The 15,156-nt window shown below is 66.2% G+C and carries 12 protein-coding genes; 5 read left to right on the forward strand and 7 right to left on the reverse strand.

The annotated features are described in order from the left end of the window. Positions 1 to 7: 7 nt before the first annotated feature. Positions 8 to 697: a hypothetical protein gene (locus G4D83_RS19105; protein WP_163866201.1), complete on the reverse strand. Its 690-nt coding sequence runs from the start codon at positions 695 to 697 to the stop codon at positions 8 to 10. Between the two features lie 197 nt (positions 698 to 894). Here G4D83_RS19105 and G4D83_RS19110 point away from each other — a divergent pair, with 197 nt between their 5' ends. After that, positions 895 to 1,860, forward strand: a complete 966-nt coding sequence (locus tag G4D83_RS19110; protein WP_176437299.1) for a hypothetical protein — start codon at positions 895 to 897, stop codon at positions 1,858 to 1,860. Positions 1,861 to 1,932: 72 nt separating this feature from the next. Here the strand turns inward: G4D83_RS19110 and G4D83_RS19115 are convergent, their stop codons facing one another. Next, positions 1,933 to 2,550: a hypothetical protein gene (locus tag G4D83_RS19115; RefSeq protein WP_163866202.1), complete on the reverse strand. Its 618-nt coding sequence runs from the start codon at positions 2,548 to 2,550 to the stop codon at positions 1,933 to 1,935. A 194-nt stretch (positions 2,551 to 2,744) separates the two neighbouring features. On the opposite strand from G4D83_RS19115, the gene G4D83_RS19120 reads away from it, so the two are divergent. Continuing rightward, positions 2,745 to 3,875: a hypothetical protein gene (locus G4D83_RS19120; RefSeq protein ID WP_163866203.1), complete on the forward strand. Its 1,131-nt coding sequence runs from the start codon at positions 2,745 to 2,747 to the stop codon at positions 3,873 to 3,875. A 70-nt stretch (positions 3,876 to 3,945) separates the two neighbouring features. Here the strand turns inward: G4D83_RS19120 and G4D83_RS19125 are convergent, their stop codons facing one another. From G4D83_RS19125 to G4D83_RS19145, 5 genes are all read right to left on the reverse strand, one after another. Then, positions 3,946 to 4,149 carry a YjzC family protein gene (locus G4D83_RS19125; RefSeq protein ID WP_163866204.1) on the reverse strand — a complete coding sequence of 68 codons (204 nt, stop codon included), beginning with the start codon at positions 4,147 to 4,149 and terminating at the stop codon, positions 3,946 to 3,948. A 123-nt stretch (positions 4,150 to 4,272) separates the two neighbouring features. Beyond that, complete coding sequence (locus G4D83_RS19130) at positions 4,273 to 5,046, reverse strand: hypothetical protein (protein WP_163866205.1); 774 nt, start codon at positions 5,044 to 5,046, stop codon at positions 4,273 to 4,275. A 124-nt stretch (positions 5,047 to 5,170) separates the two neighbouring features. Continuing rightward, entirely contained in the window at positions 5,171 to 5,788 is a 618-nt protein-coding gene (locus G4D83_RS19135; RefSeq protein WP_163866206.1) for a response regulator transcription factor, read from the reverse strand. Further along, entirely contained in the window at positions 5,785 to 7,851 is a 2,067-nt protein-coding gene (locus G4D83_RS19140) for an ATP-binding protein (protein ID WP_163866207.1), read from the reverse strand. The genes G4D83_RS19135 and G4D83_RS19140 overlap by 4 nt, the downstream gene beginning before the upstream one ends. 458 nt (positions 7,852 to 8,309) lie before the next feature. Further along, positions 8,310 to 9,626, reverse strand: coding sequence for a hypothetical protein (locus G4D83_RS19145; protein ID WP_163866208.1), 1,317 nt, complete (start codon positions 9,624 to 9,626; stop codon positions 8,310 to 8,312). Between the two features lie 729 nt (positions 9,627 to 10,355). Here G4D83_RS19145 and G4D83_RS19150 point away from each other — a divergent pair. From G4D83_RS19150 to G4D83_RS19160, 3 genes are all read left to right on the forward strand, one after another. Then, a complete protein-coding gene (locus tag G4D83_RS19150) occupies positions 10,356 to 13,664 on the forward strand; it encodes an RCC1 domain-containing protein (protein ID WP_163866209.1) in 3,309 nt (1,102 codons plus the stop codon). Between the two features lie 288 nt (positions 13,665 to 13,952). Continuing rightward, on the forward strand, positions 13,953 to 14,663 hold the full coding sequence (locus G4D83_RS19155) for a hypothetical protein (RefSeq protein WP_163866210.1): 711 nt from the start codon (positions 13,953 to 13,955) through the stop codon (positions 14,661 to 14,663). Positions 14,664 to 14,786: 123 nt separating this feature from the next. Continuing rightward, the gene (locus G4D83_RS19160) at positions 14,787 to 15,089 is read left to right on the forward strand and encodes a hypothetical protein (protein ID WP_163866211.1); all 303 of its coding nucleotides are present in this window, start codon (positions 14,787 to 14,789) and stop codon (positions 15,087 to 15,089) included. Positions 15,090 to 15,156 lie beyond the last annotated feature (67 nt).

Genomic DNA, 15,156 nt, shown 5'->3' on the forward strand with positions numbered 1-15,156 from the left:
GGGGCTTTTAGCGCGCGAAGAGGAGGCCCACGCCCTGGCGGGACGCCTTGTCCAGGGCGTGCGTGGCCGCGTCGAGCGCGCGGGCCGGGTCTCCGCGTCGCGCGAGGGTCAGCTTTCGCTGAAGCCACGAGCGGATGCGGGCGGAGCGGAGGTGGGGCTTGTAGTCGGGAGCGCCGTCGAGGTGCTCGCGCAGTCCCTCGCGAAGCTGGCGGACCTCGGAGCCTGTCCAGTAGCCGAGGGCCGGGTACGCGCGCTTCAGGCCCGTGCTCGTGGGGACGTCCTGTCCGGGCATGCGGCCGACGACGGTGAAGCGCCAGAGTCGCTGGATGGGCTCCGCGCAGGATGAGCCGACGACGGCCTCCGCCGCCTGGAGGTCGTACTCGCTGGGATGCAGCTGCGTGGCCAGCTCCAGGGGTTCCCCTCGCGCGTCCTTGCCCAGGTGGACCAACTCGTCCGCGAGCACGTCGAGCAGGTCCCAGACTCCGTCCTCGAGCTGCTCGGGGAGCCGGGTGAGGGTGTCCGCGCCGTGCCGGGACAGGTGGTCCATCAGCTCCAGGAGCAGGACCTCGTCATCGTCCTCCTCCGGGTCCTCCAGGCCCTCGGCCACGGTGGCGCGCATGGCCGCGAGGCGCGCGCGGGTCAGGACGCCGGCGAGTCCCTCGGAGGGAATCAGGAAGAAGGAGACAGGGGTACTCATGGGGCCCCTGTGTACACCGAGGCGCGGCGGACCGCGCGGGTTCAGTCAAACCAGACGGTCGGCGTTACACCACCTGGAGTCATTCCTGCCTCGGGTCTGTGTTGGGGGGGGCGTGTGAGGAATAGGTCCTGCCGCTCATTCATGTCATTCTTTGGACCGAAGTCCCTCTCGGACTTGCCTCGCGAAAGGTGCGGTTCATGTTCAGGCGCTACAAGTCTTTTTCGGCAGTCATTGCCTTCGCCACGGTCCTCTCCGTGGGCTGTGGCCCCATGGATGCGGAGCAGCCCGTTGATGTACCTGGTACCGGTGAGCAGTCGCTCGGCGCGGCGCTCTTCTACCATGACTTCCGCGGCGACAGCGGCGGCTCGAATAGCCAGTGCAACGGGGGAACCATTGTCTCCGAAGGCAAGTCATTGGGAGAGTGGACGACCCGGGTGGGCCTTGATACGGATGGACGTTCCGGCGGCTGTGCGCAGAAGCTGGGTATCAGCGACCCGCACGGCGAGCTTTCCGGGTTGGTGATTTCGGTCGACTTCCGTGGCGAGGACGGCTTCACGGGCGGCGGGCAGTGCGACAACCCGGGTCTGCGTTCAATCCCGGTGACCACCGGTCTGGCGTGGACGAGCGCCTGGGGAATCGACACCGACCAGCGGACCGGTGGGTGTGTCCAGTCGTTCAGCCTCGCCGGGCGCGGCGATGTCGCCCTTGATGTGAAGTTCGAGGATGAGAACTTCAACGGGCAGTGCGGGAACGCGGGGCTGCACACGATTACGTCGACCCGCTCCGCGTCCATCATCATGAACATGGATGACCGACGCGGAGGCTGCTTGCAGAGCTTCCGGCTGCGGAAGATGGTCTGCGGCGACAACGTCTGTGAATTCGGTGAGTCGTGCGAGGCGGACTGCGTCCGTTGTGGCGACGGCATCTGCAATGGCACCGAGACGGAGTCCACCTGTCCCGGCGACTGCGCCCCTCCCCCCACCGGCACCTGCGGCGACACCCTCTGCGAGTTCCCGGAGGATCCGTTCAGTTGCCCCATGGACTGCGTCCCCACCACCGGCTACTGCGGTGACAACATCTGCGACTTCCCGGAGAGCCAGTTCAATTGCCCCGTGGACTGCGGTCTGGTCACCTGCCTCCTGCCGCCCACGAGCTGCCCCTGAACGACTGAGTGCCCTTCGGGCCCGCGGGGGGGGGCTCCGCGGGCCGTCAGGTCTACACCCGACTCACGGCGTTCAGCAGTTCAGGTTGATGCGGATGTAGTCCACCATCGACGAGTTCTGCATGCGGAGCTGGAGCATGTCGCCCACCGAGGTGATGGGGAGCGGCATGCACAGGAGGGCGGTGTTGCCCGGGTTCCACGTCGGCGCGAGTGCGGGCACCACGGACGTGCTGGCGATGATGGGGAAGCTGTAGGTGCCGAAGTCCGTGTCGTAGACGGTGATGGTGTCTTTCTGAGGTGCCGTCGGGAGCGCCCGGGCATGAGCGCAGAGCGTCAGCGTGCAGGACGGCGTCTGGGTGAAACAGCTCTTGAGTCCGTGCCGCAGCGTGGCCACGGTGTGGCGGTTGGACGTGGCGTCATCCAGCGTCTTGAGCTGGCTGACCGGGATGCTGTTGGCCGCGAGGAAGTTGACGAACTCGGGCATCGCCGTGGGGGCGTAGGGCAACGGGTCCGGTCCCCCGCCGAAGTTGTCGGCCGTTCCGAAGGTGACGGACATGTTCGGGGTGCAGACGGTCTGCTCGGCCTCGCCCATGGCGCCGTCATCGAGGGTGGGCTCCTCGGCGGAACCACAGGCAGTCAGGGCGAAGGGCAGCAGTCCCAGGGCAAGCAGCGAGGAAGCAGAACGGGGCATGGAGGGTCCTCCGGGTCGAGTGGGTACGGCGGCTGTGAGGCCGTGCAGGACCGTGAGGGTGCCATGGTCAGCTCGGCCCACCAGTGAAGCCTGCAATAGCGCTGGGCATGAGTCCACGACGTGGTGCATGGGCTGCTCTTCGGTGGAGCCATGCGGCAGGATGCCGCTGTGGCCGTCATGTCCAAGGACTCCCGATGAAGCGTCTTCCCGTACGTCTCGCGCTGCTCCCCCTTCTGGCCGCGCTGCTCGCGGGTGGTGCCCATGCGGCCGACCTGACAGTGACGTCGCTCACGGTCATCCCCAAGCCGGCTGCGGAACAAGCCTTTCCGCAGGAGGTCATCCAGATGCCGTTCATCACCCACGACAAGCCGGAGCTGGCCGCCAACATCAACGACAGCCTGTTCATCGGCCGGTTCAAGGCGCTGGCGCCCGTGAAGGCGGAGCCCAAGCTGCCGGCTGACGGATTCGACCTGGCGGGACTCGCCGGTCAGACCTTCAGCGTGACTCGCAACGATGCGCGTCTGCTCACGATTCAGTTCAATGCCGAGGGCTGCGGCGCCTATTGCGAGACGTACAGTGTGTCCTACAGCTTCGACATGCGGACGGGTCGCCAGCTCAATCCCCGGGAGTTGTTCACCCCGGCTGGGGTTCGTGCGCTGAGCCTGCGCATGCACAAGGAAAAGCAGCGCCTCTACCGTGCGCAGGTCGCGCGACATGAAAAGGAGCTGAAGGCGTCACGCCAGAAGAAGGATGCGCACGAGACGATTGACGACCTGGAGGAGCGCATCGCGTTCAACCGCGAGTGTCTGGCCAGCGTGGACGGCGAGAGTGACGAGGTGCGCGCCAGGACGGCTTTCAATGAGCGCTGGGAGTTCAATGCGGCGGAAGCCCGCATGACCGCGGAGCGCTGCAGCAACCACGCGTCGCGCGCGCTCGATGACGTCAACACCGTCAGCCTGTCACTGCCGTATGACTCCCTGCGTCCGCATCTGACGGCCTACGGCAAGAGCGTGCTGCTGGGGGAAGGTCAAGCGTCGTCAGGCGATGTCTTTAGTCAGGTGCTGCGTGGTCGAATCGGCAAGCTGCCGATTGTGATGATGCTGGAGAAGCAGGACGACAACTCGGTATCCGGCGTGTACTTCTACGAGAAGCATCGCAAGGCGATTGAGCTGGATGGCCAGGCAGAAGGCGGGAAGCTCACCTTGGAGGAACGCGATGCGGACGGCAACCCTACGGCGCGTCTGCAACTGGAGGCTGGCAAGAACCTCCTGCGCGGTGAATGGGTGGGCAAGCAGTCCTTGCGGATGGAGCTGCGCGCGCCTTGAGGCGTCCTGACGCCCGGCAACGGCGCTGCCCCGTCCGGCTGCGTACTCCGGGCGGGGCAGCGGGGGCTGACTACAGGACTCGAGTGAGCTTCCAGTACGCCCCTTTGTTGGTGGATCTGATGGGCGGGAAGGTCTCGTTCTCGTCGAGCGTGATGACGCGCTCTTCGCTGGTCGGAGCGGGGGTGGTCGTGTTGTCCGTGTAGCCGTCGAAGGTGTAGATGCCCCGAGTCGGGCACTTCTCGCCTGTCTTGAACCGCTGTCCCACCGTCGCCATGTTGGTCTCCTCTTCCGTCCTTGTGGGACGGGTTGTCGTGCCGGCTGGCACGGCGTGAGACTTTGGAGATGTGGACAGACCCAAGCCATACCTCCCCAGAGGGAGAGAGGCTCATGGGGCCTGTCAGGTGGCGTTGGCCCTGACGAAAATCCACTTGTTGGCGGCCTCGGTCAACGGGTGGTTGATCACGAAGCGCCGGGAAGGCCCAGAGGGCGACACGCCTTCCGCATCGACCGTGGTCGGATTCCAGCTATTGGAGCCATACTTGCAAAGCAGGATGTAACTGATGGAGCCCATCTTCGCGAGCCCTCCCGCGACCTTCGCTTCCTGCCTGGTGCCGCTCTTCCAGTCGTTGATTGGATTCCCGATGTTGTCCGTGGCGCCGGGACGCTGCGTGAGGGACGACACCGCCCTGGCATCGAAGAGCTTGAGGAACACCTTGTCATTGGTCCCCGTATCGCTGCCGGAGGCGGTGGAGATGAAGACCTTGAACTCGTCATAGGCCGGCGCGGGGGCGTCCCCTTCTCGGAGCTGCTGCAAATCGAAGGTCGCGGGCGAGCGCATGGCACCGCTGCCCGAACCGACCAAGGCGTCCGGCAGCGCATACCATGTCTCGCCGGTGGTCTTGTCGGTCAACCAGAGCCCGCCAAGCTTCCATTTCGACCCGGTGAAATGGACCCTGATCTTCGCCGGCGTCCCATCCAAGGTGAACGTGAGCGGGTCGAAGATCTCGATGGAGCCCTTCTCATAATTGTTGCGCCCGCTGTCTCCACTGGCGGGCCGCTCCTTGTTGCTCACAGCTCCCGCGGCATTCACGAGCTCGATATCGACATGTTCGTCCGTGCCGTCATTGCCTGTCCCGATCAACAACTCATACGCACGCGTGGTGGTGGCCATTCGTTATCTCCGCTGACTGGTGGGTGCTGTGATTGAGCATCACGATGGCACCATGCGGAGGGTGGGCCTCACCATCGGTAAAACACCGATTGACAAAGGGCGGTTTCTCTTCGTGGCGTGCAGCTCAGTCTGTCTCGTTGGCCTGAGCCAGCAGATGGACCAGCTCGGCCACGGTGCTCACCTGGAGTTTTTGCAGGGCGCGAGCGCGGTGCGCCTGCACCGTGCTCTCGGTGAGGTCGAGCGTGGCGGCGATCTGCTTGTTGAGCAGGCCCTGGGCGTACAGGTGGCACACGTCGCGCTCGCGCGAAGACATGCCCGCCAACCGCGCCCGGACGTGCTCGCGGGCCGCGCGCCGGGCGGCGGCCTCCGCGTCCCGTACGATGGAGCGCGCGCACACGGAGAGGAGCGCCTCGGCATCCACCGGCTTGGAAAGGAAGTCCACCGCGCCCTGCTTCATCGCAGTGACCGCCGAAGGCACATCGGAGTGGCCGCTCACGAAGATGAGCGGGAGCAGAATGCCAACATCCAGGAAGGAGCGTTGCAGTGCCAGGCCATCCAGCCCCGGCATCCGCAAGTCCAATACCGCGCAGCCCCGGTCATTCGCGGAGAGGCGTGCGAGCAGCACCTCCGGCAATTCAAACGCCTCCACCACGTAGTTCGCGGTGCGCAGGATTCCGCCCAGGTAGTGCAACTGGAAGGGGTCGTCATCCACGAGGAAGACCCTGGGAGACGGGCTACTCATGAGGCCTCCTGGATGGTCAGGGGAGGCCCGCCTTCGAGCTCGGCCCTGAGCATCTTCTCCACCTCCACGAACTGGGCTGCGAGCGTCACGAGCGCCGCGCCGAGGCCTTCCAGCCGGCCCTGCCTCGCCGCCGCCTCGACCTTGGCGCAGACCTCGGACATCTGAACCGCACCGAGGGTGGCGCTGGCCGACTTGAGGATGTGCGCTTCCCAGGCGAGGTCCTTCGCGTCCCCTCGTTCGAGCGCCTCCGTCAGCCGGGGCAGGCGCCCCCGCGTGCTCTCCAGGAAGATGTGCAACAGGCCCTCGAAGAAGCGCGGCTCGCCCAGGCTCCCGATGCGCCGCAGCTTCGTGAGGGGCTCCTGCTCCAGCGAGGGGGCGGCGGCGCCGCGCGCCTTGGCCACGCGGGTGAGCACGGCGTCGAGCTGCGCGACGTCGATGGGCTTTCCGACGAAGTCATACATGCCGGCCCGCCTGCATGCTTCGCGGTCCTCCTCGAAGAGGCTCGCCGTCATGGCGATGACATGCGGCACACGCCGGCCCGCGGTGGCCTCGCCGAGCCGCGCGGTGGTCTCGAGGCCGCTCATGCCAGGCATCTGCAGGTCCATGAAGACCACGTCATAATCCTTGCTCGCGATGGCCTCGAGCGCCTCGCCGCCGCCACAGGCGAGGTCCACCGGATAGCCCAGGCGGGCGAGCTTGGCGCGCGCCACCTCCCGGTTCACGGGGTGGTCCTCGACGACGAGGACGACGAGCGGCGGGCGATTCTCGGCGAGGGTGGGAGCGGCGGGCTCGGGGGCGGCCGCGGCCGCGAGCTGGAGCGCGAAGGAGAACACCGAGCCACGCCCGGGCTCGCTCTCGACGAGGATGTCACCGCCCATCGCCGCGATGATCTGCTTGCTGATGGCCAGTCCGAGCCCCGTGCCGTCGTGGCGGCGTGTGATGCTGGAGTCGGCCTGTGTGAAGGGCCGGAACAGGCGCGCGAGCACGTCGGGCGAGATGCCGATGCCCGTGTCTTCGACCCGGAACTCAATCATGTCCCCGGCCGCGTGCTCCAGGCCTGGCGGGAGCGCGGTGATTCGGAGACGGACCGTGCCGCGCTCGGTGAACTTGATGGCGTTGGAGGTGAGGTTCACCAGCACCTGCCGCAGGCGCGCATCATCGCCGACGACATGCGCCGGCACGTCGGGACCCTGCTCCAATGACAGCTCGACCGACCGGGTCCTGGCCGCGGGCCGCAGCATGTCGATGACCGAGGCAGCGAGCTTTCGGAGCTCGAAGGGGGCATGCGACAGGATGAGCTTCTGCGCGTCGATCTTCGCGAAGTCGAGGATTTCCTCAAGGAGTCGGAGCAGCGCTCGGGCACTGTCATTGATGGTGCGCACGTGGGCCCGGCTCTCGAGGCTGAGCGACGTGTCGAGGACCAGGTCAGAGAGGCCGATCACCGCGTTCATGGGCGTGCGGAACTCGTGGCTCATCGCCGCGAGGAACGCGGCGCGGGCGTGCGACATCGCCTCGGCGCGCTCTTTCTCCACAGCGAGCTCGCGCAGTTTGACAGACAGTTCGTGGCGCGCCTGCCGCTCCCGCCGCTCCGCCTCGAAGCGCTTGCGCCGCTGCTGCTCGAACGAGCTGGCCGAGAGGCTGCCGACGATGTTCAGGGTGGCGAGCGCGAGCGCGGTCGCAACGCGCCCTTGGGTGTCCATCGCCGCCTGGGGACCTGCCAGGGTGACGAGTACCACCCCCCCAAGCACGAACACACCGCCGGCGATGGACCGCGGGAGCAGGGGGCCTCGCATCGCAAAGGAGAAACAGCAGATGAGGGTGGCGCAGGCGATGACGGGGCCTTGGATATGTCCCGTCGACAGCTTCGACAGATGGACGACGGACCCGAAGAGCACCATCGCGGCGAGCCCGAGTTGGACGGTTTGATCCATCTGCCGGGGCGACCGGGCGCGGCGCAGGAGGACCAGCCCCACCCCAGCAGCCACGAGGAGCAGGGCTCGCGAGGAGACGGAGACAGTCAGCCAGGCCCCCTGAAGCTGGGAGAAGTCGTTGCCCACTGTCACGGCAAAGGTCACCCCCATCGCGCCCAGCACGATGGCGAATTGCCGCCCGTCCTCGCGGAGGAAATGCCGTCGGTATCGCTGCTCACGAAGGCGCACTACCCCTGGAGTAGGGGATACATCCTGCATGGGCATTCGGGGCACGGAGCAGTCTCTCGCGGGGGCGCCAGCCGTGTCCACGCCGCATGACGACACCCGCCCGCAACCCCTTTCCCCTTCTCTCCTTCGCATGGTGCGTTACGCGCAAGTCCATCCAGACACCGCTCGGAGCTCACCCCGTACGCGCGGAGCTTCCGGAAGGCCACAGGGGCGCGCCCGACTGGCGGTGGCACTCGGGACTCGGGTCGACTCCGCCCCTGTGCGGTCTGTCGCGCGGAGACGTCCCATCACCACCACCCCACCCGCGGAATCGCACGGGCGCGTCCATGTTGATGCCAGACTCAGGGCCACCGTCGATGATGTTACTCCCGCAGCACGGTGAGCCCTGTGTCGGTCAGGACATAGAGCATGGCCGGTGCCACGGTGGGGTCATACACGAGCTGGAGCACCTGCTTTCCATTCACGGAGTCCACGCGAGTGAGCGTCTCTCCGTCCTGCTCGATGCGCCACAGGCCCTGGTCGTCGGTGCCCACGTAGACGATGCCCTCGTCGGTGGCCGCCAGCGCCGTCACGTTGTCGGAGGGCAGGGTGGTGATGCGCGTATAGTTCGCGCTGGAGCGGTCCGTCTGCTCCATGCGCCACAGGCCGAAGTCACGGCTGCCCACCCAGGTGGTCCCCGCCTTCGTGCGAGCAATCGCGCGCCAGTGGTCGAAGGCCTCCAGGCTGTTGAGTTGCGAGTTGTGCCCCTTGTAGCTCCAGGGCACCGGGCCCTCCCAGGTGCGCTCCTTGTCGAAGTCCTCCAGCACTCCGTTCGGCTCGAGGATGCCCACCAGCCAGTCATTGGCCACGAGCACTTCACCGCCGGCCCCGATGCCGAGTCCCCAATTGAAGCCCGCCTGAAGCGACTGGGACACGCTGCCGTCCGCGCGCGGTGTCTCCAGATACCAGGCCGCATGGCGGTGGCTGTTGTATGTGAGGCCGCGAACCAACGTCACGCCGTGGTTGGTGCCGATGTAGACATCTCCCCGGTCCCTGCCGCGCATCACCCGCTGGCAGGCGAGCACCGAGCGGTCCTCGTCGTAGTGGAAATCATTGGTGTTGCGGATGCCGAGCTGCTGCTGCCCGCCGGACACTCCCGCGCTGCGCCACAGGTGCTCCTCCAGCACCACCTGGCCGTCGGACTCCAGGCGCACCGCGTCCAGGTCGCCCTTCTGGTACTCCGCGAAGCGCTCCGCGGTGTAGTGGGGCTCTCCTTCCACGGGGATGTATGCGTGGGGCTTGTCCGGGACCTCCGGCTGCAGTTCGTAGGTGTGGTAGCCCACGTAGGCGCGCCCCGCCTCGCCCCCGCAGATGACGGTGGAGCCGAGCGCCTTCTTGTCCCTCCCGAAGCCCTCCGCAGCCTGTCCCACGCCACGCGTCCACGTGGGCGCCGTGTCGCCGGGACGCAGCACGCCAATCTCCGCGCCCTTCAGCAGCCAGATGTTGTGCCCCTCGTCGACGCCGATGCTCCGGACACCCGCGCCAATGCCAAACGCCGTCGCGTAGTCCTTCACCGCGTCCAGGGGCCAGGGGCCAGGGCCATCCGGCGAGTCGACGTCATCCTTGCCCGACGACTCGCCGCATGCGCCGAGGAACACCGCCATGCCCACTGCCGTCGCCCATCGCCACCCGCCGTGCATGCACCCTCCCGGCATCTCGCTGCTGCCAGAAAGACAGCAAGGCGTATGCCCGGTGGGGATGGGAAAACTCCTTCCCACCGTGGCGACTCCAAGGGGAGACGGCACGGAGGTGGGCGTGGTTTGACTGGAAGATGACGACCCGAGGGTGAACCGCTGTCGCCAGGACTGGAGCCCGAGGGAACGCTGGTTCCTCCAGGTCGGTGCAGGGCCTACCGTTGCCTGCGGGGGGAGCCCCCCTCCCTGGAGCCACTCTCACCAGGGGCACAAAGGGACGTCGTGGTGTGGCCTGCACGAGGCCTGGGAGGAAGTATCCTGTCCGGAGAGGATGGCGTCCGGCGGGCCAGTCCGCCCGGCCATGCTGGTGCTCGGAGGTGTCTCATGTCGCAGTCCACCCGTTGGCTCGTGGCAGGCGTTGTCGGGGCGCTCCTGGCGGCAGGAGGAGCCGCTTTCCTCTGGGCGCGCGCCGCGGTGAAGCGGAGCCCCTCCATCATCCATCCCGATGAGGAAGGACCCCGCAAGTAGAGCACCCGGCACCCCTCCCGCTGCCTTCATTCGCCGATTCAACGAGGTCTGCGAGGACCTAGCGTCTGGATGCAAGCGAGACACTGGTGTCAGCCGGGCCCCGAGACGTCATTCACGCCCGTGGGGGTCGTGAAAGACATTCAGGGGCTTGTTCTTCGTCGTCACGGGTGATTGGTTCCCGAGCTGTTTGAAGAGGGGGAATCACACATGAATCGTGGCACGAGACGGATGTCTGGCATCGCGGCGTGGTGCGGGTTGCTGTGCGCGCTGTGGCTGGGGGGCTGCTCGGGGAGCGAGCCTGTCGAAGCGGCACCCGAGCCCGGCACCGCGCGCGCCGCGGAAGGCTTCTCCCGTCAGGGAACGGTGCTGGCGGGGCGCAACCACTCCCTGGCCCTGCGCTCGGATGGGACGGTGTGGTCCTGGGGTGGCAATACCTTTGGACAACTGGGCAATGGCACGACGCGCGCGCGTCCGTTCCCCGTGCGGGTGTGGCGCTTGTTCGACATCCGGGCGCTCGGGGCGGGTGAGCTGCATTCGCTGGCGTTGAAGTCGGATGGGACGGTGTGGTCCTGGGGCAACAACCTGAATGGACAGCTTGGAGATGGGACGACGACTTCGCGTCCGGTGCCCGTGCCGGTGCCAGGACTGACGAATGCCGTGGCCATCGCCGCGGGCTTCTCCCACTCCCTGGTCTTGAAGTCGGACGGGACGGTGTGGGCCTGGGGCAACAACGCGACGGGGCAGCTGGGAGACGGGACGACGACGCGACGCGTGTCCCCCGTGCAGGTGCAGGGGCTGACTGGAGTGATGGCCATCTCCGCGGGCAACGTCCACTCCCTGGCGCTGACGGCGGATGGGCGGGTGTGGTCCTGGGGTGGCAACGCGGACGGGCAGCTCGGGACGGGTGACCTCACGGGCCGCACGCTGCCCGCCATGCTGCCGGGCCCGACGGGCCTGACGTCGGTGTCGGGTGGGGGCTCGCACACGGTGGCGTTGAAGGTGGATGGGACGGTGTGGACCTGGGGCAAGAACGACGAAGGGCAGCTCGGCCTGGGCTCCACCGCGGTGACTCTGGTCCCCACGCAGATTCCGGCGTTGAGCGGAGTCGAGGCGGTGGTGGGCGGCGGGCAGCACACCGTGGCGCTGAAGGGCGATGGGACGGTGTGGGCGTGGGGGAGCAACGCGCGGTCGCAGCTGGGAGATGGAGGCATGCTCCAGCGGCTGTCGCCCGTGCAGGTGCCAGGACTCACGCAGGTCCGGGGTGTGTCAGCGGGCGGCGGACAGCACTCGGTGGCGGTGAAGGCGAGTGGAGAGGTCTGGGCCTGGGGCTCGAACACCGACGGTCAGGTGGGCGACGGGACGTATCTGATGAAGTCGGTGCCCGTGGCGACGCGCGCGTGGCTGGAGCGAGTCGAGGCCTCGGGAGGGCAGTATCACTCCCTGGCGGTGAAGGCGGATGGCGCCGCCTGGTCCTGGGGCGGCAATACGTATGCGCAGTTGGGCGATGGGACGACCGTGTCGCGCTGGGCTCCGCTCAAGGTCACGCTCCCGGGGCTGCCTCTGGTGGGCTCTGTCGCCGCCGGAGGACTGCACTCGGTGGTCCTCAGGGAAGACGGCACGGTGTGGGCCTGGGGCTCCAACACCTACGGCTCCATCGGGGATGGGACGACGACCGCGCGATTTCTCCCAGTCCAGGTGCAGGGCGGGCTGGTGGCCACGGCCGTGGCCACCGGATTCCGTCATGCGCTGGCGCTGAAGGCGGATGGCACGGTGTGGGCCTGGGGCTCGAACTCCATCGGCCAACTCGGAGATGGCACAGGCCTCAATCGGACCGTGCCCACCCGAATCCCAGGGTTGTTGAACATCGTCTCGCTCGCCGCGGGCGAAGCGCATTCGCTGGCCTTGAAGTCCGACGGCACCGTTTGGACGTGGGGCCACAACAGTACATCGTGGATGGAGTTGGACCCCGAGGAGCCGACGGGAATGGGGCTCCTGTCTCCGATGCAGGTGCTGGGGCTCTCGGACGTGGTGGGTGTCTCGGGTGGCAACAGCCACTCCCTGGCGCTGAAGGCGGATGGGACGGTCTGGGCCTGGGGCAACAACGATTACGGGCAGTTGGGAGACGGCACCGTCGCTTCGAGGATGACACCTGCTCCGGTGGTAGGACTCTCGGGCGTGGTCGCCGTGTCAGCGAATGGGATGTATTCCACGGCGCTCAAGGCGGATGGGACGGTGTGGACCTGGGGGTACAACGGCTCCGGCCAACTGAGTGGAGGCAGCGGACCAGCGCGGTCGCTGCCCGCGCAGGTTCCTGGCCTGTCCACGGTCCGGTCCCTGGTGGCTGGCGGGAGTCATGCCCTGGTGGTGAAGGACGACGGGACGCTGTGGTCCTGGGGGTACAACTACTCCGGACAGATTGGTGATGGGGTGACCGACCGGAAGGCGAGCCCCGTTCCTTCTTTGATTCTCCGCTCGCGTGGGGTGGCCGCGGCCTCCCAGGTCGCGCTGGGGCTGACTCCGGACGGCAGGGTCCAGGCCTGGGGCATGAACGTCTGGGGGCAGTTGGGAGACGGGAGCATCATCACCCGGCCGGAGCCCATCGAGGTGTCCGGGCTGACGGGGATGCTGGCGGTCTCCATGGCGTACAACCATGCGCTGGCGCTGAAGTCAGACGGAACGGCGTGGGCCTGGGGGTCCAACTCGAACGGCGCGTTGGGAGATGGGACGCGGACCCAACGCAACACCCCCGTCCAGGTGCTGTCCACGGTCAGGTTTCTCTCCGTCTCCACGGGGGCCGCTCACAGCATGGCCCTGGCGGAGGATGGGACGGTGTGGGCCTGGGGGGGCAATGGATATGGAGAGGTCGGCGATGGGACACAAACCCTGCGCTCCCAGCCTGTCCAGGTGGTGGGGCTGACGCAGGTGATGGCCATCGCGGCGGGAAACTCGTTCTCGCTGGCCTTGAGGGCGGACGGGACGGTGTGGGGGTGGGGACACAATGCCTATGGCCAGTTGGGGATCAACTCCACGACAGCGCGGTCGCTGCCCGCCCAGGTGCTGGGGCTCACGGGCGTCACCGCCATCGGGGCCGGCAATGGCCATTCCCTGGCATTGAAGTCAGACGGGACGGTGTGGGGGTGGGGCAATAACGCCTACGGAAACCTGGGGGACAACACCACGGTCAACAAGCTCACGCCCGTGCAGACGAAGGTGCTGACCGGAGTGGTGTCGCTCTCAGCGGGCGTGCAGCACAATCTCGCAATCACAGTGGGAGGACTGGTCTGGGCGTGGGGACGCAATGACCAGGGTCAACTGGGAGATGGCGTCCCGTCGACGTCGAAGCTGCTGCCCGCGCGAGTGAGCCCGCTCGGGACGGCCGTGGCGGTCTCCGCCGGAGGAGACCATTCCCACGCCATCCTCGCGGACCGGAGCGTCTGGTCCTGGGGCAGCAGCACCTATGGACAGCTCGGCACCGGGCTGTCGCTCATCCGGGCCGCTCCCGTGCAGGTCTGGTGAGGCGTCACGTCGCGCCGTCGTTTGCGAGAGGGGCCCACGTGCCCGGTGTTCAGGTCGTGGGCCCCTTGTGTGTCCGCTGGAGATGAATCCCTGCTGCGCCGGTCCGGCTCTTGGCGCACGGGGTTTCGTCAATAGCCCGCATCGCTCATTATGGTGCCGTCCGCTACTCCCAACTGGGCTCCCATCGTCCCGATGCGTCGAGCGCAATACCTCTGTGGAGGGAGCGCGGATGCCCGACTGCCGATGTACCGTGCATCTGCTGTCACGGCGCCACCTGCTGGGGGACCCATGTCTGAAGGAATCAAGTCTATTGGCATCTCCGCCACCAAGACGCTCGTCAACTCCATACTCGTTGCCCTCGTAGTGCTTGGCTCACTCGTCCTTGGATACCGTGCGATTCGGCCAATCCAGCCGACGGGCGAGGAGCTGGCAATCGCATTGGCGAAACAGAGCGTGCAAACAGGTGTTGAAGATTTTGCTTCCATGGTTAATCGCTATCTGGACAACTCCCATGCGGTTCGGCTCGACAGCATGATTCAGTCGCGCCTGGGAGAGCTACGAGGCGAAATTGTGGTGACGGGCTGGGTAGCCAAAGAAGTCGCAACCAACCTGTACATGGTCAGCTTTACCTGGACCCATCCCGCGAATGGTGAGCGAGGGGCCTTCTTCGAGGTCGACACCAAGAACAGATTCGCCCGCCCCATCATCCCGGACGACGAACTCGCACTGAAATACGGCGTGCGCTCGCAGGAGGACTTTCAAAAAGAAGAGGCGGTCACACGGGACTTCATCAAGAAGAAGTACCCCGAGGGAGCTCTCCAATATGCAAACCACATCCTGACCATTCAGGGTAGGGCAGATGGAGATTACAAGCCACAAGACGTCGCCCAGGAGATTCACCGCAGTTTGAAGGGAGCGTTCGAACACCGCAGGGATCAGTACCTCCAAGTCAAGATGACCAAGGGAGGTCTCGTTGGCGAACACGCTGCGAGGTACTAATCCCCGGGCAGTGATCTCATCCTCTCTTTTTCGTGTGATGGGCCAGGAGAAGGTGTGCAAGTTCCTTGATGAATAGTTCACAGGAAGAACGAAGTGTGCTGCTGACACGAAAGAGGTGGTGCCATGGCAAAGGGTGCAGTCATTACATTTGATTTGAGACCTCAAACCAGCGATGACTACAAGACCGCCTATAGCATTCTGGGGAAGGCGGGCTTCACCGTAGCAACGCCGAACATGACCGTTTTTCTCCCCAACACCACGGTCATGGGAACCATCCCTGAACACTGGACGGCCGAAAATCTGAGGGACGCGGTCATGACTACCTTCAGGAACGCTGGATTGGTCCTGACCTCCATCCTCTGTGGTGTGGTCACTGATTGGGCAGTCATGGGTGACCGAGTAGACTACAAGGCGATCTCGCCGTAACGACTGGAGCAGTCGCCAACGAGTTGAGTGCTGCGGAGTCAGGCGTTCGCAGCTCTCTCTGGGACGG

It is taken from the genome of Myxococcus eversor (genome assembly GCF_010894455.1).
GTDB classification, from domain to species: domain Bacteria; phylum Myxococcota; class Myxococcia; order Myxococcales; family Myxococcaceae; genus Myxococcus; species Myxococcus eversor.